General features: G+C 36.4%; 26 protein-coding genes and 1 pseudogene. 19 read left to right on the top strand and 8 right to left on the bottom strand.

Translation table 11 applies throughout. The features are described 5' to 3' along the window. Positions 1–84: 84 nt before the first annotated feature. Positions 85–336: an SMI1/KNR4 family protein gene (locus AAIE21_RS27170; RefSeq protein ID WP_343269591.1), complete on the bottom strand. Its 252-nt coding sequence runs from the start codon at positions 334–336 to the stop codon at positions 85–87. Between the two features lie 146 nt (positions 337–482). Further along, on the bottom strand, positions 483–698 hold the full coding sequence (locus AAIE21_RS27175; protein ID WP_343269563.1) for an SMI1/KNR4 family protein: 216 nt from the start codon (positions 696–698) through the stop codon (positions 483–485). Between the two features lie 778 nt (positions 699–1,476). Here AAIE21_RS27175 and AAIE21_RS27180 point away from each other — a divergent pair. From AAIE21_RS27180 to AAIE21_RS27195, 4 genes are all read left to right on the top strand, one after another. Continuing rightward, a complete protein-coding gene (locus AAIE21_RS27180) occupies positions 1,477–2,352 on the top strand; it encodes an alpha/beta fold hydrolase (protein ID WP_343269564.1) in 876 nt (291 codons plus the stop codon). Positions 2,353–2,615: 263 nt separating this feature from the next. After that, on the top strand, positions 2,616–5,003 hold the full coding sequence (locus AAIE21_RS27185; protein ID WP_343269565.1) for an immune inhibitor A domain-containing protein: 2,388 nt from the start codon (positions 2,616–2,618) through the stop codon (positions 5,001–5,003). Between the two features lie 140 nt (positions 5,004–5,143). Further along, complete coding sequence (locus tag AAIE21_RS27190) at positions 5,144–5,344, top strand: sporulation YhaL family protein (RefSeq protein ID WP_098338981.1); 201 nt, start codon at positions 5,144–5,146, stop codon at positions 5,342–5,344. A 247-nt stretch (positions 5,345–5,591) separates the two neighbouring features. Next, entirely contained in the window at positions 5,592–6,041 is a 450-nt protein-coding gene (locus AAIE21_RS27195) for a helix-turn-helix domain-containing protein (protein WP_343269566.1), read from the top strand. A gap of 218 nt (positions 6,042–6,259) precedes the next feature. Here AAIE21_RS27195 and tnpB read toward each other — a convergent pair whose 3' ends face one another. Beyond that, complete coding sequence (tnpB, locus tag AAIE21_RS27200) at positions 6,260–7,411, bottom strand: IS200/IS605 family element RNA-guided endonuclease TnpB (RefSeq protein ID WP_343269567.1); 1,152 nt, start codon at positions 7,409–7,411, stop codon at positions 6,260–6,262. Positions 7,412–7,503: 92 nt separating this feature from the next. On the opposite strand from tnpB, the gene AAIE21_RS27205 reads away from it, so the two are divergent. From AAIE21_RS27205 to AAIE21_RS27235, 7 genes and pseudogenes are all read left to right on the top strand, one after another. Then, positions 7,504–7,659, top strand: a complete 156-nt coding sequence (locus AAIE21_RS27205) for a hypothetical protein (RefSeq protein WP_343269568.1) — start codon at positions 7,504–7,506, stop codon at positions 7,657–7,659. 124 nt (positions 7,660–7,783) lie between these two features. Then, a complete protein-coding gene (locus AAIE21_RS27210) occupies positions 7,784–8,341 on the top strand; it encodes a glycerol-3-phosphate responsive antiterminator (protein WP_343269569.1) in 558 nt (185 codons plus the stop codon). A gap of 227 nt (positions 8,342–8,568) precedes the next feature. Continuing rightward, a complete protein-coding gene (gene glpF / locus AAIE21_RS27215; RefSeq protein ID WP_343269570.1) occupies positions 8,569–9,390 on the top strand; it encodes a glycerol uptake facilitator protein GlpF in 822 nt (273 codons plus the stop codon). 13 nt (positions 9,391–9,403) lie between these two features. After that, a complete protein-coding gene (glpK, locus tag AAIE21_RS27220) occupies positions 9,404–10,894 on the top strand; it encodes a glycerol kinase GlpK (protein WP_343269571.1) in 1,491 nt (496 codons plus the stop codon). Positions 10,895–11,027: 133 nt separating this feature from the next. After that, complete coding sequence (gene glpD / locus AAIE21_RS27225) at positions 11,028–12,710, top strand: aerobic glycerol-3-phosphate dehydrogenase (RefSeq protein ID WP_343269572.1); 1,683 nt, start codon at positions 11,028–11,030, stop codon at positions 12,708–12,710. Positions 12,711–13,250: 540 nt separating this feature from the next. After that, a pseudogene (locus AAIE21_RS27230) lies at positions 13,251–14,300 on the top strand (IS1595 family transposase). A gap of 103 nt (positions 14,301–14,403) precedes the next feature. Then, positions 14,404–14,943 carry a GNAT family N-acetyltransferase gene (locus tag AAIE21_RS27235; protein ID WP_343269573.1) on the top strand — a complete coding sequence of 180 codons (540 nt, stop codon included), beginning with the start codon at positions 14,404–14,406 and terminating at the stop codon, positions 14,941–14,943. Between the two features lie 270 nt (positions 14,944–15,213). Here AAIE21_RS27235 and prsA read toward each other — a convergent pair whose 3' ends face one another. Then, a complete protein-coding gene (gene prsA / locus AAIE21_RS27240) occupies positions 15,214–16,062 on the bottom strand; it encodes a peptidylprolyl isomerase PrsA (RefSeq protein WP_343269574.1) in 849 nt (282 codons plus the stop codon). A 299-nt stretch (positions 16,063–16,361) separates the two neighbouring features. Here prsA and AAIE21_RS27245 point away from each other — a divergent pair, with 299 nt between their 5' ends. Next, positions 16,362–16,481, top strand: coding sequence for a YjcZ family sporulation protein (locus tag AAIE21_RS27245; RefSeq protein ID WP_343269592.1), 120 nt, complete (start codon positions 16,362–16,364; stop codon positions 16,479–16,481). A 31-nt stretch (positions 16,482–16,512) separates the two neighbouring features. On the opposite strand, the gene AAIE21_RS27250 is transcribed toward AAIE21_RS27245, so the two are convergent. Beyond that, on the bottom strand, positions 16,513–16,707 hold the full coding sequence (locus AAIE21_RS27250; RefSeq protein WP_098338972.1) for a hypothetical protein: 195 nt from the start codon (positions 16,705–16,707) through the stop codon (positions 16,513–16,515). 119 nt (positions 16,708–16,826) lie between these two features. On the opposite strand from AAIE21_RS27250, the gene AAIE21_RS27255 reads away from it, so the two are divergent. Then, positions 16,827–17,162: a DUF1878 family protein gene (locus tag AAIE21_RS27255; protein ID WP_343269575.1), complete on the top strand. Its 336-nt coding sequence runs from the start codon at positions 16,827–16,829 to the stop codon at positions 17,160–17,162. Between the two features lie 6 nt (positions 17,163–17,168). Here the strand turns inward: AAIE21_RS27255 and AAIE21_RS27260 are convergent, their stop codons facing one another. Both AAIE21_RS27260 and AAIE21_RS27265 read right to left on the bottom strand, forming a co-directional pair. Then, positions 17,169–17,726 (bottom strand): HTH-type transcriptional regulator Hpr, encoded by a 558-nt coding sequence (locus AAIE21_RS27260; protein WP_336450862.1) that lies wholly within the window; start codon positions 17,724–17,726, stop codon positions 17,169–17,171. Between the two features lie 306 nt (positions 17,727–18,032). Beyond that, a complete protein-coding gene (locus AAIE21_RS27265) occupies positions 18,033–18,395 on the bottom strand; it encodes a YtxH domain-containing protein (RefSeq protein ID WP_343269576.1) in 363 nt (120 codons plus the stop codon). A gap of 79 nt (positions 18,396–18,474) precedes the next feature. Here AAIE21_RS27265 and yhzF point away from each other — a divergent pair, with 79 nt between their 5' ends. Next, the gene (yhzF, locus tag AAIE21_RS27270; protein WP_336450864.1) at positions 18,475–18,666 is read left to right on the top strand and encodes a membrane protein YhzF; all 192 of its coding nucleotides are present in this window, start codon (positions 18,475–18,477) and stop codon (positions 18,664–18,666) included. Between the two features lies 1 nt (position 18,667). On the opposite strand, the gene AAIE21_RS27275 is transcribed toward yhzF, so the two are convergent. After that, entirely contained in the window at positions 18,668–19,102 is a 435-nt protein-coding gene (locus AAIE21_RS27275; RefSeq protein ID WP_343269577.1) for an HIT family protein, read from the bottom strand. Between the two features lie 775 nt (positions 19,103–19,877). Here AAIE21_RS27275 and AAIE21_RS27280 point away from each other — a divergent pair. The 5 genes from AAIE21_RS27280 (at position 19,878) to AAIE21_RS27300 (ending at position 24,054) form a co-directional block, all read left to right on the top strand. Beyond that, positions 19,878–20,621 carry an ABC transporter ATP-binding protein gene (locus AAIE21_RS27280; protein ID WP_343269578.1) on the top strand — a complete coding sequence of 248 codons (744 nt, stop codon included), beginning with the start codon at positions 19,878–19,880 and terminating at the stop codon, positions 20,619–20,621. Continuing rightward, positions 20,614–21,825, top strand: coding sequence for an ABC transporter permease (locus AAIE21_RS27285; RefSeq protein WP_343269579.1), 1,212 nt, complete (start codon positions 20,614–20,616; stop codon positions 21,823–21,825). The genes AAIE21_RS27280 and AAIE21_RS27285 overlap by 8 nt, the downstream gene beginning before the upstream one ends. A gap of 13 nt (positions 21,826–21,838) precedes the next feature. Next, positions 21,839–22,555, top strand: coding sequence for an EcsC family protein (locus AAIE21_RS27290; protein WP_343269580.1), 717 nt, complete (start codon positions 21,839–21,841; stop codon positions 22,553–22,555). Positions 22,556–22,897: 342 nt separating this feature from the next. After that, entirely contained in the window at positions 22,898–23,482 is a 585-nt protein-coding gene (locus AAIE21_RS27295) for a TetR/AcrR family transcriptional regulator (RefSeq protein ID WP_343269581.1), read from the top strand. Positions 23,483–23,871: 389 nt separating this feature from the next. After that, a complete protein-coding gene (locus AAIE21_RS27300; protein WP_343269582.1) occupies positions 23,872–24,054 on the top strand; it encodes a hypothetical protein in 183 nt (60 codons plus the stop codon). The last annotated feature ends 23 nt before the right edge of the window (positions 24,055–24,077 follow it).

Genomic DNA, 24,077 nt, shown 5'->3' on the forward strand with positions numbered 1-24,077 from the left:
CCAAAAGAAATGTAAGCAAATTTACAATAAAAACAGAAGAACGTTTACCCTCACTAAAAGGCGTTCTTCTTTTATTTTGCGTCTTTATTCTTCGTCTTCATAAACAAACAGGCCGTTAATTAGTGTTTCAAAATCAGGTGCTAATTCTAAAATGAAAGTATCTTCTCCCCATTCTAAATCGATGTATATGATTGGTGGGTTTTCTTTTGTGTGTCTATAATCCATCGCAATCCACCAATGTCCGTCGCCACATAAAAGCACAATATCTTTTGGTAATTCCCACTCTTCAATGTAATAAGCGCTTGATAGAATTCCTTCTTCTCCAATCCCATTTATCCCGCATTAACGGGCAGTAAGACCCCTACCTCAAGATCCAGAGGGAAACGAGGAAGATAGGTGGGGGGATCAACTGCCCGTAAAAGCCCGATTGGTGAGGGCTAATAATCAGCAGGGGATGAAGAAAACCCCCACTGATTAAAGTTTCACTTTATGTAGTTAACGCTAACATGGTCTTCTGCCCAACCTGTTGGAACAGAAGTAGGATAAGCATCATAAATTAAATAACCTCCATTTTGTATTTTACATAAATCAATATATAATCTCGGTAACTTTACGCCTAGCTTATTTTCAGTGGAAACAACCATTTCATCTGTTAAATCTTCTAGTTTTTTACTAGATGTATCCCAAATATTTCTCACTTGAATTTCCCCTTTTATTATTAATGTTAAAAGTCTAAATCCTTTTCATTACCATCATAATCTACTAGTAATGATCCTTCGTCTAAGGTATTCATTAACCATTCCGCCAAACCACTCCATGATCTAGAGACGCTGTGAGCCTTCTTATCCCATTGTATTACTGTTGCATCGTTGATTCTAAGTCTATACAAATAGTGTCACCATAGTTTAAATCTGCAACTAAAGAAATTTTTTCTGGCAGTTCAATCATAAGGGTATTTAAGGGGCCTTCATAAATTCTATACGTATATTTCATAAGCAAATATTGTCTCCTTTATAAATTAATAGAGTGGAAATGCTGAGATGATTCTGCCGTTTGAACATTACTTTGAAATTGTTCCATCCCTTAAATCCCTTTTATTTACAGTGTTTAACATGGGAATTATATCATATTCTTATATGATTACTGAATTTTGCTAAAATCATTTCGAACTTTTATTACGTATAATTTTTAATAGGATAAAATCCTTCCTTTCTATAAGAATAGAAATTTCCGAAAAGAATTGACTTACTTTTTGTTTGTAACTATAATGATTACAAGTGAGTTAAATAGTATGAAAGTAGTCAAATAAAAGAAATATTCCAAGTGCATTCTCATTTAGAGAGAAAGCGTGTTTTTTTATTATAGTTGTAACTTATATAGTTACAACTATATAGCTATAAAATCCTAACAAAAAGTAAAAGCTTATGTTAAGTGTATTTTTTCATAGTTCAAAGTAGCGGAAAGGAGACGATAAATTTGAAACAATTGAAGTTCTACATAGTTAGTTGTCTTATTCTTGTTGTATTAGTGATTTGTAATATCGTTGAGAAGCCGACAGCGAAAGTAGAAGAAGTAAAAAATACTGTTGCAACCAAATTGAACACAACAGAAAAAATGACGGAAATCGATGGACAAACAATATATTTTAAACAGATTGGTGAAGGAAAACCACCGCTGCTTATGCTTCATGGGTTTGGTGGTTCTTCGGATGGATTTCGTGATATTTATCCGGAACTCGCGAAAGATCATACGATTATTGCGGTTGATATTTTAGGATTTGGGCGTTCTTCTAAGCCGGTGGATTTTCAGTATTCATTTCCAGCACAAGCAAATTTATATTATAAGTTAATGAAAAAACTAGGCTATGATGAGTTTTCGGTGCTCGGTCATTCGATGGGGGGAGAGATTTCTCTTAATTTAACGTACTTATATCCTGAGGCGGTTACGCACCTTATTTTAGCAGATTCGACAGGAATCGAATCTTTTCAGCAAAAAGGAGATACTCAAAAGCCAAAGTTGTCGGTTGATATAAATACGGTATCTACCATTACGGATTATGATAAAAATGCAGTGAAAAATAGAAGAGATGATAAAGAGCATTATCGTGAACTGACAAAAATGAGAGAGCACCGCATTGCGATGGATGCAAATGAGATTAAGGTGCCGACGTTAATCATTTGGGGCAGAAACGATAAAAGTGTTTCATGGAAAAATGGTGAGACCTATCACCAATTATTCAAAAATAGTACATTCCATATCATTGAAAAAGGATACCATGCGCCGTTTCGTCAAGAGCCAGAAGAGTTTATGGGGTATGTCCAAGATTTCTTTGAAAAGTATGCTGTATCATAAAGTGAAACTTTAATCAGTAGGAGTCTTACTGTCCGCGAACAGCGGGATAAATCTGTTCTTATTAATAATTAACTGATGTTCACAATGAAAGGTTCTGCTAAAAATAGCAGAGCCTTTTTTGTATGTGGAATTGTCAGAAAAATATTTCTCAACATTTAATTGAGTTACAATATTTAAAATATATTGAAAATTAAATAATCTAACAATATTATTTATATATCGACAAAAAAGTTGATTGTTCGCAAACATGGGGAGGGAATGGATTGAAAAAGAATAAGAAGTTAAAACCTTTATCAGTACTAGCAACAGCGGCAGTATTAAGTAGTACGTTTGCATTTGGGGGGCAATCTGCATATGCAGAAACGCCATCATCATCCTTGCCGATTGATGAGCATGTAATACCGGAGGAACGTTTGGCGAAAGCGTTGAAAGAGCGCGGAGTTATTGATCAATCAGCATCACAAGCTGAGACGTCAAAGGCTGTTGAAAAGTATGTTGAGAAAAAGAAAGGGGAAAACCCTGGAAAAGAGATTGTTACAGGAGATAGTTTGACGCAAGAAGCTTCTGATTTTATGAAAAAAGTAAAAGATGCGAAGATGCAGGAGAATGAAAAAGCGCAGCAACCAGCAGTAGGACCAGTAGCTGGTCAAGATGCAGGAATGAATACTAAGAAGTTAAACGGAAAAGTTCCGACTACACCAGCGAAACAAGAAGAATATAATGGGGCAGTTCGCACAGATAAAGTGCTTGTTTTACTTGTAGAATTTAGCGATTTCAAACATAACAATATTGATCAAGAACCAGGATATATGTATTCGAAAGACTTTAATCGTGAGCACTATCAAAAAATGTTATTTGGTGATGAACCGTTTACGTTATTTGATGGATCGAAAATTAATACATTTAAGCAATATTATGAAGAACAATCAGGTGGGAGCTATACAGTTGATGGAACTGTAACGGAATGGTTGACTGTTCCAGGAAAAGCTTCGGATTACGGTTCAGATGCTGGTACTGGTCATGATAATAAAGGACCTTTAGGACCACGTGATTTTGTGAAAGAAGCATTAAAAGCAGCGGTAGCAAAAGGGATTAACTTAGCTGACTTTGACCAATTTGATCAGTACGATCAAGATGGTGACGGAAATAAAAACGAGCCAGACGGCATTATTGATCATTTAATGGTTGTTCATGCGGGTGTAGGACAAGAAGCTGGCGGCGGTAAATTGAAAGATGATGCGATTTGGTCTCATCGTTCAAAACTTGGATCAAAACCATATGCCATTGATGGCACAAAATCTTCTGTTTCGAATTGGGGCGGAAAGATGGCGGCATACGATTATACAATCGAGCCTGAAGATGGAGCAGTTGGTGTGTTTGCACATGAATACGGTCATGATTTAGGTTTACCAGATGAGTATGATACAAAGTATACAGGACAAGGTGAACCTGTTGAATCTTGGTCTCTTATGAGCGGCGGCAGTTGGTCTGGAAAAATTGCAGGAACAGAGCCAACAAGTTTCTCACCACAAAATAAAGAGTTTTTCCAAAAGAATATGGGTGGAAACTGGGCGAATATTTTAGAAGTAGATTATGATAAACTTCGCAAAGGTATTGGGGCAGCAACATATATCGACCAAAGTGTTACGAAGTCAAAACGACCAGGAATCGTTCGCGTTAACTTGCCTGACAAAGATATAAAAAATATCGAAGCGGCATTTGGTAAGAAATTTTATTACAGTACAAAAGGGAATGACATGCATACATCACTAGAAACACCAGTATTTGATTTAACAAATGCGGCAAATGCAAAATTTGATTATAAAGCATTCTATGAACTGGAAGCGAATTATGATTTCCTTGAAGTAAATGCAATTACAGAAGATGGAACAAAGACACGCATTGATCGAATTGGTGAAAAAGATGTAAAAGGCGGTATGGATACAACTGATGGTAAGTGGGTTGATAAGTCATACGATTTAAGCCAATTCAAAGGAAAGAAAGTAAAACTCCAGTTTGAATATGTAACAGATATTGCAGTAGCTTACAAAGGATTTGCGCTAGACAATGCAAGCTTAACTGTAGATGGTAAAGTTGCTTTTTCTGATGATGCAGAAGGACAATCAGCAATGACATTAAAAGGATTTACTGTATCGAATGGATTTGAACAGAAAAAACATAACTATTACTTAGAGTGGAGAAATTATGCTGGTTCTGATTCGGCATTAAAACATGCGCGTGGCCCAGTATTTAATACAGGAATGGTTGTATGGTATGCGGATCAAAGCTTTACAGATAACTGGGTAGGCGTTCATCCAGGTGAAGGATTCTTAGGTGTAGTAGATTCTCATCCAGAGGCAATCGTAGGGACATTAAACGGAAAACCGACTGTGAAGAGCAGTACGCGTTATCAAATTGCGGATGCTGCATTCTCATTTGATCAAACACCAGCATGGAAAGTAGATTCACCAACTCGCGGAATCTTTGATTATAAAGGATTACCAGGAGTTGCGAAATTTGATGATTCTAAGCAGTATATCAACAGCATCATTCCAGATGCAGGACGTAAGTTACCAAAACTAGGATTGAAGTTTGAGGTAGTAGGTCAAGCTGAAGACAATTCTGCAGGTGCAGTTTGGATTCATCGCTAAAAAGTGAAATGCGGAGCAGTACTCTTATAGGGTACTGCTTTTATGGCTGAGAAAGAATGTATGGAAAAGAGTCATAATCTTGTCCTTCCTTTCATACAGTGAAACTAACAAGGCTTGTCTTAGGAAAGGAAGGAAATCAAGTGGAAACTTTACCATGGTGGATTTATCTTATTATTATTGGGATTGTCGTAAGTGGCTACATGGTTTTATATACTTCGAAAAAAGAACAAGAGATGGATAATGAGTTTATCGAAAAAGAAGGGGAAGTATATATGAAGCGTTTAGAAGAAGAGCGCGAGCGACGTAATCAAGAAAGTGATAAGGATTCTGTTTTACTTTAATAGAAACCCTTTGAGAAGAGAAATGTATGTATTTCTCTTCTTTTTATTTTACAGGAAATATTCATTATGGAATATTTGTATAAAAGGAAAGTATACGTTGCGTTTCAAAACGACATGATATATGGTACGAAATGACGCTGTTCTTTGTGTAACGTATAAGTTGCACAGGCTATGCAACGACAACTATCTTTACTCTTCATCATTCATTTACTCATACTAGGGCATAGAGAGAGGTGATGAACTCATTATGATTTTTAGCGAACGTTTAAAAGAAGAAAGAGAAAAAAGAAATTGGTCACAAAATGATTTGGCTGAAAAAATTCATGTAAGTCGTCAGTCTGTTTCTAAATGGGAGACGGGAAAGAACTATCCGAGTATTGAAATCATTATTCATTTAAGTGACCTGTTTGATATTACGATTGATGAGTTATTGAGGAGTGATGAGGAATTGAAGCAGAAAGTAATTCAAGATAGTAAACAGTTAGCGCATCCAAAATGGAAGATGGTTTTTGATAGTGTATTTATGCTTGGTTTCCTTTTGTTCCTATTAAAAATTAGTGTATTGTTGTTAAATAAGTTTGCAGGAGCAAGTATAACAATTTTAGCAGGCGCACCGTATGTCATGAATTTTGCACCTTTACTATTAATGGTAATAGGTGGCATAGGATCGGATAAGTTGAAAAAGATATATCAATAAAAACTGTCCCTGAGTTGGGGCAGTTTTTTATATCGGCGATTTGACATAGGATATCGATCATTCGACGTAGCCCGACAGTGAAGGGAGCTAAAAATTTCTCCTACTAGCTTTTCTTTTCGCCTAAATTGTGTACTTTGAACTACCCATCACTTAACGACCTTGCGGTCTGTTTGAAGTGGAGGATTCCTAAGTACAGGATTCTATTGAACCCTAATTGATTAGGCTAGCCCCGTAGTCCCTACGGTTAGAAGTCTTATCGCTTCATTTTTAAGATTGATACTTGCGTTAATATCTCTGTCGTGATGTGTGCCGCAAGAAGGGCAGTCCCATTCACGAAGATTTAGATTCTTAACGTCTTTGTTTTTGTATCCACAACAAGAGCAGAGTTGAGAACTTGCGAATGTCTTTAACATAACAACGACTTGCTTGCCATACCATTTCGCTTTGTATTCAAGCATTGTTCTGAATCGTGACCAAGATACTTCACTAATCGCTTTTGCTAACTTGTGATTCTTTAACATATTTGACACTTGCAAATCTTCGACACCAATTACATCGTGGTTTTTGATGATGTCAGTAGAGATTTTTTGCAAGTAGTCTGTCCTTGTATTGGTGATTTTTTCATGTATTCTTGCAACTTTACGTCTTTGCTTTTGATAGTTCTTCGCTTCATCAAGCTTGTATTTTCGTCTTAATGCTAATTCCTGTCGTCTGGATAGAATTCGCTGTGCATCGACTAACTTCTTTTCCAATGTACGAAACCATTTAAGGTTGCTAAATACTTGACCTGTGGAAAGGATAGCAAATTCTTTCAATCCAACATCTACACCAACAGATGAGCCAGTTTTAGGAAGTTCTTGTACTTCTGTTTCAATCAGAACGGATACAAAGTATGTACCACTTGGATTTCGTCTAATTGTCGCATTCAGAATACGACCTTCTACTTCACGACTTTTTGCGAATCGAACAAGACCCAGTTTAGGTAACTTGATTTTGTTTCCTACAATCGCAATATTTCCGTTGGTATGCTTTGTTTTATACGATTGGACTTTATTCTTTTTCGATTTGAATCTCGGTGCTTTATTCTGTTTGTTGAAGAAACGGTCAAACGAATCAGCAAGATTTTTTACCGAAGATTGAATCGCAATACTATCAACCTCTTTCAACCAAACTAATTTTTTCTTTAGTTGCGGTAGTTGAGAAGAACATGAAGTGTAAGTCAATCCTTTTCCTGTTTCGTTGTATGCATCATTCCATTTTGCTAAAAAGTGATTGAATACAAAACGAGAACAACCGATTGTTTTAGCAATTAATATTTCTTGTTCTTTGTTTGGATAGATGCGAAACTTATACGCTTTTTTAACTAACATTGATTTCACCTCCTTTTTTGTATATACTAAGTATATACAAAATGTAAGCATAAGTATATATTAAGTGTATACCGAAGGGGTAGTAGAATAATATGGAACGCATTTCAAAATTAATTAAGTTTCCTGCTGATTTAGTGGCAGAAATCGAAAAATACCAAAAAGAAAATTACATTACGAGTTTTGCGGGTGCGGTTTATGAACTTATCCGCAAAGGTTTAACTATGCCGGACAATCGAGATGGCAAGTAAGTCATCCCTTGTCCGAAGGCTAGAATACCTACTCATTGGGCTACGCCCTTCACATTCCTTGAAGTGGAGTATTCTAGCCTCTGTTGATAAAAGGTAGAATGACGTAAAAAAGGGGATTTTTTGAATGGAATTTCATGAACAAAAGATTTTTCCAGCAGTTCGGCAAATTAAAGATTTAGAAAAATTAATACATAGCTCGTATGAGTACATTGTTATTTTAGATATTCATATCGGTCAATTGAAGAGTGTTGTAGCACTTGCGAAGCAGCATAATAAAAAGGTGTTTTTACATGTTGATTTAATTCATGGCTTGCAGAGCGATGGTCATGCGACGGAGTTCTTATGCCAGGAATATAAGCCGTACGGGTTATTGTCGACAAAGGCAAGTGTTATTATGAAGGCGAAGCAAAAGGGTGTTGTCGCGATTCAGCGTATTTTTTTAATTGATTCAAGTGCGATGGAGAAAAGTTGTAATCTCTTAGAGAAAACAAAACCGAATTATATTGAGGTGCTTCCGGGCGCTTTAACATGTGTGATTGCTGAAGTGAAAGAACGTACGGGTGTACCGATTTTAGCAGGTGGATTTATTCGCACAGTGGAGGATGTAGAAAGAGCGCTCGAGGCCGGTGCAACAGCGATTACAACGTCGAAGAAAGAACTATGGAAACATTTCCAAAAATAGTGTCGAAAATGTGAAAAAATTCCGTTGACACCGCTTTCATTTAGGGTTAATATTATAGACAAGTTAATAAACGTGACGGAGAAAAGAAGAGATCCACATTTCATTGTTTCTATATTGTTATATAGAAACGTGTTAGCTGTGGGTCTTTTTCTTTCGAAAAAAACGAATGGCCATTCATTTTCTCTCTATCACATTGGAATCATTTAAATTGATTGTGGAGGGATTTTATGTCAGCATTTTTAGGGGAATTAATAGGGACAGCGTTGTTAATCGTTCTTGGTGGCGGCGTTTGTGCTGGTGTAAGTTTAAAGAAGTCGTTTGCTAAGGATTCTGGTTGGATTGTTATTACGATGGGGTGGGGCTTAGCAGTTGCCATCGCAGCATATGCAGTTGGATCAATTAGTGGGGCACATTTAAATCCAGCATTAACAATTGGACTCGCATTTAAGGGAGCGTTCCCATGGAGCGATGTACCAGGCTATATCGTAGCGCAAATGATTGGGGCAATCATCGGTGCAATTATCGTATATTTACATTACTTACCGCATTGGAAAGAAACAGAAGATCCAGGTACAAAATTAGGTGTTTTTGCAACAGGACCAGCAATCCCGAATACATTTGCAAACCTTTTAAGTGAAATGATTGGAACATTCGTTTTAGTATTTGGTATATTAGCAATTGGTGCAAATAAATTTGCGGATGGTTTAAACCCATTCGTTGTAGGTTTCTTAATTGTAAGTATTGGTTTATCATTAGGTGGAACAACAGGGTATGCAATCAACCCAGCTCGTGACTTAGGTCCGCGTATTGCACACTTCTTCCTTCCGATTGCAGGAAAGGGCGGATCAAACTGGAAGTATGCATGGATTCCAGTTGTGGGACCGATTTTAGGTGGATCACTTGCAGGTTTATTCCATCAAGTTGTATTTGACGGGAAACAAAATGCAGCACTGATTTATGTGATAATTGCAACTGTGATTGTACTAGCAATCTCTTATATGACAAGTAAAAAGAGCGAAAACAATACAAATAGTAGAAAAGTAGCATAAGGGGGAACCGATTATGAAAAAATATATTCTTTCATTAGACCAAGGAACTACAAGTTCACGTGCAATCCTTTTTAATAAGGAAGGAAAAATTGTTCATTCAGCTCAAAAAGAGTTTACACAACATTTTCCAAAGCCAGGTTGGGTAGAGCATAATGCACAAGAAATTTGGGGATCTATCCTAGCGGTTATTGCAACTTGTTTAAGTGAAGCGGATGTAAAACCAGAGCAAATCGCTGGTATCGGAATTACAAACCAACGTGAGACAGCGGTTGTTTGGGATAAAGAAACTGGTAAGCCAGTATATAACGCAATCGTATGGCAATCACGCCAAACAGCTGAAATTTGTGATGAGTTAAAAGAAAAAGGCTATAGCGATATGGTTCGCGAAAAAACAGGTCTTTTAATTGATGCATATTTCTCAGGTACGAAAGTGAAATGGATTTTAGATAACGTTGAAGGTGCAAGAGAAAGAGCAGAACGCGGCGAATTATTATTCGGTACAATTGATACATGGCTTGTATGGAAATTGTCTGGTGGTAAAGCGCACGTAACAGATTATTCAAACGCATCACGTACATTAATGTTTAATATTCATAATCTAGAGTGGGATAATGAGCTTTTAGATATGTTAACAGTGCCAAAAAGCATGCTTCCAGAAGTACGTCCATCATCTGAAGTATATGGCAATACAATCGATTATCATTTCTTCGGTCAAAATGTACCGATTGCAGGTGTGGCTGGTGACCAACAAGCAGCGTTATTTGGACAAGCTTGCTTCGGTGAAGGTATGGCGAAAAACACATACGGAACTGGTTGCTTCATGTTAATGAACACAGGTGAAAAAGCAGTTGCGTCTGAGCATGGTCTATTAACAACAATTGCATGGGGTTTAAATGGAAAAGTTGAATATGCATTAGAAGGAAGTATTTTCGTAGCAGGTTCAGCAATCCAGTGGTTACGTGACGGCATGCGCATGTTTAAAGATGCAAGTGAGAGTGAAGAGTATGCGTCTCGCGTTGCATCAACAGATGGTGTTTACGTTGTTCCAGCATTCGTAGGACTTGGAACACCGTACTGGGATAGTGAAGTACGCGGAGCGGTATTTGGTGTAACGCGTGGCACAACGAAAGAACACTTTATCCGTGCAACGCTAGAGTCATTAGCATACCAAACGAAAGATGTATTATGCGCAATGGAAGCTGATTCAGGTATTAAGCTGAAAACATTACGCGTAGATGGGGGCGCAGTTAAGAATAACTTCTTAATGCAGTTCCAAAGTGATATGTTAGATGTTCCAGTAGAGCGTCCAGAAGTAAATGAAACAACGGCTTTAGGGGCAGCATATTTAGCAGGTCTTGCAGTTGGATATTGGGAAAACCAAGAAGAAATTAAGACGCAGTGGAATATGGACAGAAGCTTTGCACCAGCAATGGAAGCGGAAACAAGTGAAGAACTATATGCTGGCTGGAAAAAAGCGATTGAAGCAACAAAAGCTTTTAAATAATCATAAACAGTGTTATAATGATGATAAGTTAATAATTCGGTAGGAGATTTGGAGAGACCACAACACGCTATAGAAGCGAATTCTATAGCGGAGTTTGTGGTCTCTTTTTTCGTTATCAAAGGGAGGAATTACCATGAAATTTTCAAGTAAACAACGTAAAGACGTATTAAACGGAGTAAATAAACAAGAGTTAGATGTGATCGTAATTGGTGGAGGTATTACTGGTTCTGGTATTGCATTAGATGGAGCAACACGCGGTTTATCAACAATTGTGTTTGAAATGCAAGACTTTGCAGCAGGTACATCAAGTCGTTCAACGAAACTTGTACACGGTGGCTTACGTTATTTAAAACAACTTGAAGTGAAAATGGTAGCAGAGGTTGGGAAAGAGCGTGCGATCGTATATGAGAACGGTCCCCATGTAACAACACCAGAGTGGATGTTATTACCGTTCCATAAAGGTGGTACATTTGGTTCATTTAGTACATCAATCGGTCTTCGTGTATATGACTTCCTAGCAGGAGTAAAACGAAGCGAACGTAGAAAAATGTTCAGCCGCGAAGAAACATTGAAGAAAGAACCGCTTGTGAAACAAGAAGGATTACAGGGCGGTGGTTACTACGTAGAGTATCGTACAGATGATGCACGCTTAACAATTGAAGTAATGAAAGAAGCGATTGAACACGGTGCAAAAGCAGTCAACTATGCAAAAGTAGACAGTTTCTTATATAAAGATGGAAAAGTATGTGGTGTACGCGTTATCGACTTATTAGACGGTGAAGTATATGAAGTGTACGGTAAGAAAATTGTAAACGCAGCTGGTCCTTGGGTAGATACATTACGTGAAAAAGATAATTCGAAAAAAGGAAAAGTACTGCAATTGTCTAAAGGAGTTCACTTAGTTATCGATCAAAAACGTTTCCCTCTTGGGCAAGCTATCTACTTTGATACACCAGACAAACGTATGGTCTTCGCGATTCCGCGCGGCGGGAAAACGTATGTAGGTACAACAGATACGTTCTATGATAAAGACGCAGCAGTACCGCAAATGACAACAGAAGATCGCACATACATCATTAATGCGATCAACTATATGTTCCCGAGTGTGAAAATTACTGAAAAAGATATTGAATCAAGCTGGGCTGGTGTACGTCCGTTAATTTATGAAGAAGGTAAGAATGCATCTGAAATTTCTCGTAAAGATGAAATTTGGACTTCTGAATCTGGCTTAATTACAATTGCAGGTGGTAAATTAACAGGATATCGTAAAATGGCAGAAATGGTAGTAGATTATGTAACGTCTCTACTACAAAAAGAAGGACATAGCGCATATCCGAAAAGTGAAACGAAACATATGCCAATTTCAGGCGGTCATGTAGGTGGCTCTAAACAATTACCAACATTTATTGCGAAGAAAGCACAAGAGGGAACAAAATACGGTTTAACGGCAAAGCAAGCAGAAGAGTTTGCGAAATTCTATGGTTCTAACGTTGATATTCTCTTTAACTTAGCAAAAGAGCTAAAAGCAGATGCAAAAGAGTATAATATGCCGCTAGACGTACTTGTACCGCTTGTGTACGCAATGGACTATGAAATGACAGCAAAACCTGTTGACTTCTTCGTACGCCGCAGAGGAGCTGTATTCTTCAACATTCACTGGGTATACGATTGGAAAGAAAACGTAATTGCGTATATGGCAGCAAAATTAGGCTGGAGTAAAGAAGAGCAAATGAAATACACAGCTGAACTAGAGAAAGCATTAAGAGACGCTGTAGTGCCTGTAGATCAGCAAGAACAAGCTGCTGCATTAGCGTAAGAAAAGTAGCAATAAAGAAGCGCTTAGAGGGAGAAAATACCCGTTAGGCGCTTCTTTATGTTGTAAAAGAGGCTTATATCTAATTGCTTAGCCTTTGTTTTTCTCAAACTTGTTAAAGAAGTATAATAGTAAAAACATGCCAAATGCAATTGTTGGATAAACTGTAATTGCATTTGGCATGTTTTTGTATCCCGTGTAATTCAGCATAGGTATCCGCCCCATACAGAGCGAAAATAAGCCAAATGACTACAACTAGTAATTTCATTAAAATCCACCTTTTATGTGTATAGCTGAAAGCAGTATAATCATAGAAAAATTATATTTGGAATGAAACTAATTTTTTATATTGTTTCACAGATTTTTTTGTTATAATAGCATACGGGTTAAGGGAAGACTTTTATCTTCCCTTGTGTTTTTATCTGCATCTAGCTTTTTGCTAGATGCTTTTTTTATATAAAGGCTCTGTTAATGTTTGTTGTTGATAATTTGACTTATAGGAATTTATGTTCTGTAATGGGTTTAACTATATAAAAGTTGGTGATGACCGTGAGAGCAACTGATATTCTTAAAGCCATTCAAAAACTAAATCCAGCAGAGAAACATCGACTACGAGAGTATTTAATAGATGCTCTTACTGCATCGTCCTCGACAGGAACTGTTCTACAAGAAATATCTGAGCGTAAAAACAAGAGTGGCTATCATTGTCCTGATTGCGAGTCGGAGTATATTGTTCGGTTTGGTAAATATTCAACTATTGTTGATGGTGAAGAAATTAAAAAACAACGTTATCGCTGTAAAGCGTGTAAAATGACATTTACTGACCTCACAAATACCGCACTGTAGCGAACTCGTCGTCTTAACCAATGGGGAAAATTTGTAGAATGTATGATAGAAGGATACTCACTACGTAAGTCTGCTGAATTAGTTGGCAATGTATCTCACGTCACATTATTCTACTGGAGACACAAACTTTTATCATCACTAAAAAAAAATGGATATATCGAATTTCGAGGGTATCGTCGAAATGGACGAGACCTATTTCCTATACTCAGAAAAAGGACAAAGAAAGATTAAAGATAGAAGGCCCCGAAAATGTGGTGGTTCCGCAAAGAAACGTGGAATAAGCAACGAACAAGTATGTGTTTTAGTTGCAAGGGACCGTGATAAGTTGACTTTTTCGCAGACACTGGGAATGGGTAGATTAACAAAAGAGCAATTGGACAAAGCTATCGGACATAAACTTTCAAGTGAAAATGTTTTATGCACCGACTCTTGGCGTGCCTTTAAAACATACGCTACTGAAAAAGGTATGAATATTTATCAGTTCAAGTCTGATGGTAAGGTTCGCACAAAGGGGCTTTATCACATCCAGAACGTCAATAATTACCACCGTAGACTTAAAGGGTGGATACAACGATTTAATGGGGTTGCAACAAATATTTGGACAATTATTTTACTTGGTTTCAAGTATTAGAAAGTATTCAGCACCAGAGAAATGAAGTCACTATGAAAGACTTGATTATTAAAGGAAATCTAATACAAAATACAGAAACATATGATACACTTAGGTTATCTCAGTTTACGATATAAATTTTGTTTCTTGTTCAACTAACTCGCAGGTTAATTGAATACATAATTTTAAAAAATGATAAGATTATTATCAGTCGATAATATTTTGTAAAGTGGTGGATTTATGAATATTTTAGAAAAGTTTGCTGATGTACCTAAAATAGAAACGGAACGTCTCATCCTTAGAAAAATCACATTAGATGATGCAGAAGATATGTATTTATATGCTTCGAATGAAGAAGTAACGAGATATGTAACTTGGGATACTCATTCTTCATTATCAGATACAATTGAATTTATAAATACGTTTTTACCTCAATATGATGCTCTATGGGGGATTGAGCTTAAAGAAAATGGTAAATTTATTGGAACAGTTCACTTTGTTTGGTGGCAGCCAGAACACAATAGTGCTGAAATTGGATATGTTCTATCTAAAGAATACTGGGGCAAAGGGTTAATTACCGAAGCAGCAAGGGCAATCACCTCTTTTGGTTTCGACAGTATGAACATAGTTCGTATACAGGCGAGATGCTTTTTAGAAAACAAGGGTTCAGAGCGTGTTATGAAAAAGTTAGGTATGTCTTTCGAAGGTATAAGTAGAAAGGTAATGTATGTTAAAGGGGAACATAAGGACTTAAAGGTGTACTCCATATTAAAGTTTTAGATGTATTTTTTCTGCTTTATTACAGTGATATCGTTATTTAACAACAGTTATATATTGCGATGAGTAAGTTTGTGAAGATTTACACTTAAAGTAACGGGGGCGTTAGTTTAATAAGCAAATAATTCGAAATAGAACTTCCATTAAATTGGAAGTTCTATTTTTACACCTAATATCAACATTGAACTTTAATAGAGTCTATATAAAAAATCCTAAAATACCTAAAAATAAAATAAGCTGTCAGGAAATTCCTGACAGCTTATTTCATAATAATTATTTTTTCTCTTTGTCCTCTTTTGGAGTTTCAAAGATATCTTTTAAGTCTTTATCATTAACTTTCACGTCAGCTTTTTTCAGTTCTTTCTCTTGAAGTTTAGCCATGAATTCGCCATCTTGCATCTTTTTCGCAACAAGTTCTTTTTTAATGTCTGCTTTTGCTTGATCAAATGGTTTTTCTTGCTCTTTAATATCAGTTACTTTAATGATGTGGTAACCGTATTGTGATTTAACAGGTTCGCTTACTTCATCTTTTTTCAATTTATATGCAGCATCTGTGAATTCTTGTACCATTTTACCAGGTCCGAAGAAACCAACGTCGCCGCCTTTTTCAGCAGAGCCTTTATCTTCTGAGTATTGTTTTGCAAGTTCTTCAAAAGATTTACCTTGTGCAAGTTCTTCTTTTACTTTTTTCGCAGTTGCTTCATCTTTTACAAGGATGTGGCTTGCCTTAATTTCAGGTTTATAATTTTCTTTTAGTTCTTTGTCAGTGATACTGCCTTCAATCGCTTTTGTCATCGCTAATTCAGCACGAACGCTTTCTTTAAATGATTTATCCGTAAATCCTTGTTGTTTTAGAGCGGCATCAAATTGATCACCAAGTTGCTTCTTATACTCGTCGTATTTCTTGTCAACTTCTTTATCATCGATTTTATAGTTTGTAACAAGTACTTTTTCTAATACCATACCATTTAAAATTTGTTTACCAGCTCTGTCTTTCATCTTTTCATAAAATTCGTCTTTTGAAATGTCACCAGCTTTAGAGGTAACGATTTTATCAGCTGATCCACATGCTGATAAGGCAATCAAACTTGTTGCTGCTAAGGCAAGCATAGCTTTCTTCATTCAATAAACACTCCTACTATTATGTATTTTTAATTCATCCTGCACAAATGAACAATTGCCTCATATGAGGTGATATTTGCTCATAAGAGCCCGATTAAGTCTCACTGGTTTTGCTTTCTAAAAGCCTGCTTAACAGGGCTTACCGAGGCTAAGGATGAAATCTAGCTGAAGGTAATTTTATTCTATATTATAAGCAATATGTACAAAAATTAATATATCATATTTCGACGTCTTTTCCTATTGATAAAGAAAAATTACCCATTTGTTTATGATGATTGTCAGATTGAGGGGAGAGTACCATATTAGGCGAATGTGCATATAAAGGAAAGAGGAGGGATGGGCGAATGAATTCATCACTTATTATTTTATTGCTTGTACTGTTTATTTTATTGATTATAGTAGGTATAATTTGCTTATAGAGGAAAAAAGTGAGGAAGGGGCTTTCCTTCCTCACTTTCCATGAAATATAATTTCTATATAACTAGAAATTAATAGAATCGTAATACATACATTAATCACTCGAAAAGCGCTCGTTTGGCGTCTCTCGGATAGTTGTTTTCGTACGCAAAGTGTATGCGTTAGGAAATTCGTGTAGAATAGAACAATAAGTGCAAATGTGACAAAAACAATTTCTATAAGAGTCACGAGGAGATACCCCCTTTTGGCCAAAATACATATACTTTCATATATTGTATCATACGATATTTTGTTCGTGTTATAAAATTCAGAAATAGAAGACATTGTGTTAGAAAGTGAGGGAGAGAATGGACGTTGTAAAGAGACTAGAACAAGCTGAATATTATGTAGAACTTCTTTTTAAAATGATCGACGAAGATAAGTGTCCATTTTATTCTTTAATTATAAAGAAAAAAGCTCGTAAAAAGGATATTGAACGTATACTAAATCTTTGTGAACAATTGAACGAACAATACATAGCAGAGAAACGAGAAGGTTTACTTTTATTCGATGCTCTTTTGGAGCAATTTGAAAAAGCGCTTCCACATCAGCTCGAAGTAAACGAGACTGCAGAAGCGCTAGTAAAACAAGGTTTATTTCAACCACTTATGCAAGAATTTTTACGCATGACAGCGAAAAAATAATTGGTATTATTTTTTAACTAATTTTTGATCGTGTTCCGTAAAATTTTCTTCAATATCTTCTAGTGATTTCTCAAAAATATCGATAAAATCTTGTCCATAAATATTTCTTAAAATCGCGATTAATTCGATATTTTCTGGGAACTTACCGTAGAAGTTGCGAAGAGCAAGAGCGCCATTAAAGACCGAATTATTTTCAGGGTCATACTCCTCCATTAATTGCAAGAGCAATTCTTCCCCTTTTGGTGTAATTTCAATATACGTATTTCGCTTATCATCTTCTTTCTTTGAGAATACAAGATAGCCGCGCTCTTCAAGTTTTTTAGAAAAGTTAAATGCCGTCGATACGTGCATCACGCCAAACTTTGCAATCTCAGAAATAGAAGCCCCTTTTAAATGATAAGCAATGGTTAAAATATGGTGCTCATTAATGTTTAAATCGTATGGTTTAATCCACTGTTGCCAATCTTTTTCTACACATTTCCATAATGCTTTTGATAATTGAGCAATGCGTTGGCTAAAAATCATTGCTTCTTTGACCGAATAATCTTTTTCTCCACTTTTCATGTACTCACCCTCACCCACTTTTACATTCTTATTCATTAGTATCTATTATGCCAGTAAAATAAAAATTAATAAAGTCTTTTTGTGAGAATTGTGAAAATTTTTCGGAAAAATTATAATCTTGTACAAATCATGCATAACTGTGGAAGCGTTTTAGATGTCATAACTATAAGTGTTATCTTCACGTAGTAGAGGATAACATATATTGTAAATGCATAAAAACACGACATATCTATGTGATATGTCGCGTTAGGAGAAATATTTATAAAAAATATTTGTTATATGCAAAAACTAAGAATGGAACATCATTTACGCTTTTTCTGGAACTGCTTGTTGCAATTTTTCAATGGATTTTTGAATGTCTAAAATCTCTTGTTCAATATGACGTTTGTTTTGAGAAATATCTTGTTTCCATGTGGAAAGCGTATCTTGCATATCATCTTTCAATTCTTGAAACACTTCTTTACCTTCTGAAGCTGTTTCAACAATTTGACGTTTTAATAATTTTGTATCAGCTGCAATATCTGATAAAGTCTTTTTCACATCATTTCCTTTTTCTTTTAGTTTACTTCGCATATCTTTACCAGAAGAAGGAGTGGAAAAAAGAACAGCTAGTCCAGCGACAGCTCCGCCGCAAATTAAACCTGTTACAAAGGATTTAGCTTTTGACATAAAAGGAAACCTCCTTATTTTTTGTTCGTACTCATGATGTATAAAACGATGCATATGCTTAAGACAAGGGGGGAGAAAAGTGAAACTCGTGACAACTATTTGCTTTATCGTAAGTCTTTTCTTTCTTGTACGTGCTATGCATTTACTGTTATTTGTAAAACAAAAAAGATCGTATCCTCCAGCATTTTGGGTGAAGAAACAAGCCATGCAGTATATGTCTTTTGGAGGAATAGGCTTGTTATGCACAATTTTATTTTATATGCTTCTATAGTCTATTTTACACTATTTGCAATGGTACTTGCGATGTTTTGTAAATTTTCCGTCGTATATTCATTTTGGTGTGATTTCCAAACGGCGCCAAAACCATCGTGTTCACCGTAGCGTGGAATTAAATGAAGGTGGAAGTGGAATACAGTTTGTCCAGCTTTTTCACCGTTGTTATTTAACAAGTTAAAGCCGACTGGATTAAATTCAGATTTTATCGCATTTGCGATTTTTGGAACGACAGAAAAAATGTGTGATGCAATTTCTGGCGTTAAAGCAAAAATATCTTGCTTATGTACTTTTGGAATAACAAGTGTATGTCCTTTTGTTACTTGGCTGATATCTAGAAATGCAAATACATGTTCATCTTCATATACTTTTGAGCAAGGGATTTGTCCTTCAATAATTTTACAAAAAATACAATTATCCGCTGTATGATTCATTGTTCTCATCCTTTCAAGTAGGTCTTAGCCGTATTTTACCATACTTACATAGGAGAACAAACACGAAAAACAGGAAGCTGACTCAGCTTCCTGTTTTCTGAAGAGGGATTGAAAAAGCATTTAATATAATCTACCGTTCGCAGACACCTCATTTATTTAGGAAATATGTGACAATTCGGCTTGTGCTCTGCCTTAGACACCCCATTTACAATGAAATGATAATCCTTTATAAAATGAACTTGTTTATTTTATAAAACAGTATATACTCTCCTCGAGACACCCCGTTTCTAAAATGAAACAAATTATCTGGTTTCGTGTAAATTTTCTTTGTCCATTATGGACACCCCATTTCATGATGATTTCGCTAGGCTATGTTCATCAATTAAGTGGTTGCTTTTTCAATGTGTTCCTTCTTCACTAATTATGATGTCCCGTTTTGCAGAAGGTATGCAAAGAAATTAAATTTTTTTGAAGAAATTAGGTACTATATATCCAACTTGATTTTCAAGCATCTAGGTCGCAGCTATGAAAACAAAAGAAGATCTCCACTCGCTTTCTCCTTTTGTTCTCACTTGGCATGGTGCTAAAAAAGGCACTGACCGCTTCTATGCATGGCCGGATGCTCTCTCCCATCTAAAAAGAATGGTTTGATGTTCGTTTTTAATTTGGGTTTATATATGTAGTATCTTTTATTTTTTGGTAAGATGGATATATAGAAACGACTAGAAGTCCCGCTGTAATAGGCGGATGAATATAACGAAGAAAGTGGTGTCATATGGGACAGTTATTACGTGTGGAAAATGTCACAGGAGGATATACGAAGCGGCCAGTGCTACAAGATGTTTCATTTTCTGTGAACAAAGGTGAACTTGTTGGCTTAATCGGTTTAAATGGTGCTGGTAAAAGTACGACGATTAAACATATTATCGGTTTAATGGAACCGAAAAAAGGAACTGTAACAATTAACGGAAAAAGTATTCGAGAAGATATGACAGCGTATCGTTCTAGTTTTTCATTTATTCCAGAAACACCTGTATTATATGATGAGTTAACGTTAGAAGAACATTTGAAGTTAACAGCAATGGCATATGGTGTTGAGGAACAGCAATATGAAGAACGTGTTCAGCAATTATTAAAAGAATTTCGAATGACGAATCGTTTAAAGTGGTTCCCGGCTCATTTTTCAAAAGGGATGAAGCAGAAAGTAATGATTATGAGTGCTTTTCTTGTTGAACCATCACTTTATATTGTTGATGAACCTTTCGTTGGACTCGATCCGCTAGCGATTCAATCACTGCTGCAAATGATGGACAAAATGAAAAAGAGCGGTGCTGGCATTTTAATGAGCACTCATATTTTAGCGACAGCAGAACGTTACTGTGATTCCTTTATTATTTTACATCAAGGTGAAATCCGTGCGAAAGGAACACTATCTGAGTTGCAATCAGAGTTTAACATGCCGGGTGCGACGCTAGATGATATTTATATTGCGTTAACAAAGGAAGAAGATTATGAATAGCAAAGCATTATGGAAAGAACGGTTCAAATATTTCTTAAAAGAAGTTCGTACATATAGTAAGTATGTTTTTAACGATCATTTAAAATTTATTTTCGTATTTATCATTGGAGCAGGTGCGTATTACTATCAGCAATGGCTGCAAACACTGACTCCATCATTTCCGACTGCGCTTGTTATGTCGGTGCTACTCGGGCTTGTATTAACGGCAGGATCGATTCAAACGTTATTAAAAGAAGCAGATCTTGTGTATTTGCTTCCGGTTGAAGAAAAATTAAAGCCGTATTTTACAAAAGCATTTCTCTTTACATTTATGATTCAGCTATATGTCATTGCAATTGTAGCGGCCGCACTTGCTCCGCTATATTTCCAGCAGATGAAGCAAACGGGAGGGGCTTACATATGGATTGTGGCCGCGCTTGTTATTGTGAAAGCATGGAATTTATTTGTAGCGTGGGAAAAGTCATTTTTAACAGATCAGGGCATGCAGCGCGCGGATTGGTTCATTCGCTTTTTATGTAATGGATTATTTGTGTACTTTCTTGTCGAGCGTACTTCAGTGATTTACATAGGAGTAATCCTCTTTGTAATGGTTATCTATCTTGCCTTCATGTATCAAAAGGTAAAAGGAAAACCGCTAAACTGGGAATACTTAATTGCAGAAGAAGGCAAGAAAATGATGTTTTTATACCGCATTGCTAACATGTTTGTCGATGTACCAGCTTTAAAAGAACGAGTAGCGCGCCGAAAATGGCTTGATTTTGTGCTTTCAATAATTGGTGAAAAACGTACATATTTATATTTGTATACACGTACATTTTTAAGATCTGGGAATTACTTTGGTCTATATATTCGCTTACTTGCGATTGGCGGTGTCATTCTTTATTTCATCCCGTTTTTATACGGACGTTTCATTGTAAGTATCGTGTTTTTATACTTAATTGGATATCAACTATTAAGCCTTTGGAAACACCATCGCTTAAAACTTTGGCTTGATTTATATCCGGTGACCCATGAAGAAAAGAAAAAGGATTTTCTGAAACTGCTCAGTGCAATTTTATGTGTTGGCGGTATTGTATTTACAATCATATTTGCTTTCGCAACAAAAGATATCATCATGACGTGTATTTTATTCGCCGCTAGCATCGTATTTAGTATCGCTTTCGTATATCAATACGGGGCAAAACGTATCGAACGTTTAAATTGAAAGGAATGAACTTATGACTGAATACGAAGAGAAGGTCATAAAAGAATTGCAGCAGTGGAAACATACAATCATGAAAGATTCTTCTATGATGACTCGTTTTTCTAAAAAGGTACAAACGAAAGTGCAACAGCTAATTCCAGAAAAAGTGCAAAACGTGCTAACGGAAACAATAAAAAAGATGGTGCAAGGTATTAGTGCCGGATCTCATTTTATAAAACCAAAGTTAAAAGAAACAGATTGGTCCTTACAAAGAAGAGATGAAGAAGTCCTGAAGAAAATGGACGAGTACAAAAAGATCGCTGCAGCAGAAGGCGCGGGAACAGGAGCTGGTGGTTTTCTATTTGGACTTGCAGATTTTCCGCTCCTGCTCAGTATTAAAATTAAATTTTTATTTGATGCAGCGACTATGTATGGATTTGATACGAGCAAAGAAGAAGAGCGATTCTTTATTCTTCACGTGTTCCAACTCGCTTTCTCAAGTGATGACCATCGCAAGGAAGTATGGAAAGCAATCGAAACGTGGAGCGCAGGGAAAGAAACTCAAATTGACTGGGAGAAGTTCCAGAAAGAGTATCGCGATTATATCGATTTAGCGAAGATGCTGCAACTTGTGCCGGTAATTGGTGCCCCGGTTGGAGCATATGCGAATTATCAATTGTTGCAACGCCTTGGCGAAGTGACGATGAATTGTTATCGTTTGCGGTTGCTTCAGAGACAGGGAAGTATGTAAAAGGTATCAAACCTTTCTTTTAGGCGGGAGCGAGCGTCTGCTCTGCCCTCGTGCCGAGTGAAAACAAAAGAAGAGGAAGACTGTTTTCGGTTTTATAGTAGTTACTTATACACTGAAAATGAAATAGACGTGTATATTTGAAGAGGAGCTTTCACGTTTTGTGGAAGCTTTTTTATAGTGCAGGGAAACGAAAGAAAATAGACTCTTGTTTTTGTGTCGCTATTTGCCGAATGGTCGATATATTTGAAAAATCGCCCATAAAGTAAATTTTCTTCGTCATTGCACAATATATATTTATCGATTATAATTTACTTACCGACCGTTAAGTAAAAAGGAGTAACTATGGCAAAAAATATACAAACATCACAAAATATAGTAGAAGCAGCTTTTAAACTGATGGCAGAGCATGGCATTGAAAAGATGAGCCTGTCTATGATTGCAAAAGAAGTGGGAATATCAAAGCCGGCTATTTATTATCATTTCCCATCTAAAGAAGCGCTTATTGATTTTTTGTTTGAAGCAATTTTTGCAGATTATTATTTTTCAGCGTACTTTGCAAAAGAAGAGTACACAAAGGAGAATTTTGAAGAGCGATTAATAGAAGATGGTCTGTACATGTTATCAGAATATGAAGAAGATCCAGGGACACTCCGCGTGCTAAATGAATTTATTTTAACAGCAGTACGAAATGAAAAGTATCAGAAGAGATTATTTGAAGTGCAGGAAGATTTCTTAACCGGTTTTGCAGATTTATTAAAGAAAGGCGCAGAGTTGGGCGTTGTTTCAAAAGAAAAAACAGAAGAGAAGGCCCATATGTTAGCGCTCGTAATTGATAATATGAGCAATTCGATGTTGATGGGATTCAAATTAAATTATAAAGATATTTGGACTGAGAGTGTGAAAAGTGTGCGAGTAAGTAGTAAGTAGATAAGCACAAATTGAAGAAACGACAAAAGACAAAAGACAAAAGACAAAAGACAAAAGACAAAAGACATTTTTTTAGGTGGGAGAGAGCGTCCGCCCAGGGGTAGAAGCGGTCAGAGCCCTTTTTCGCCCCATGCCGTGCGAGGACAAAAGGAGGAAGTAAGAGGAAGTCAGCTTTTGTTTAGGAGGCCGTGATGAGGAGATGGGAAATCGAAAATAGATAGATGGAAAACCATCCTTTTTAGGTGGAAGAGAGCGTCCGCCCAGGAATAGAAGCGGTCAGAGCCCTTTTTTGCCCCGTGTCGAGTGAAAACAAAAGGAGGTCTCTTTTGTTTTCGGAGCCGTGATGTGGATGCTGGAAATCAATGAATCGGTAGAGAGGAGCGGGAAATATGAAATTTCGAAAAGACTGGTGGCTTGGTTTTCTTGGACTAATTGGCGTTTATAAATTTCCAAATATAATCGATGCGTTTCAAGGTGAAAAGGAATGGACAGCATTGATTAGCCTCATTTGGTTGATTTGGTTCGGTTATTTCATCCCGGAGAAGAAAGATGATGAAAAGAAAGAATTATAATAAAAACATTTCTATTCCTATGT

Origin of the sequence: Paenibacillus sp. 102 (assembly GCF_039549175.1) — a bacterium.
In the GTDB taxonomy this organism is placed as follows: domain Bacteria; phylum Bacillota; class Bacilli; order Bacillales; family Bacillaceae_G; genus Bacillus_A.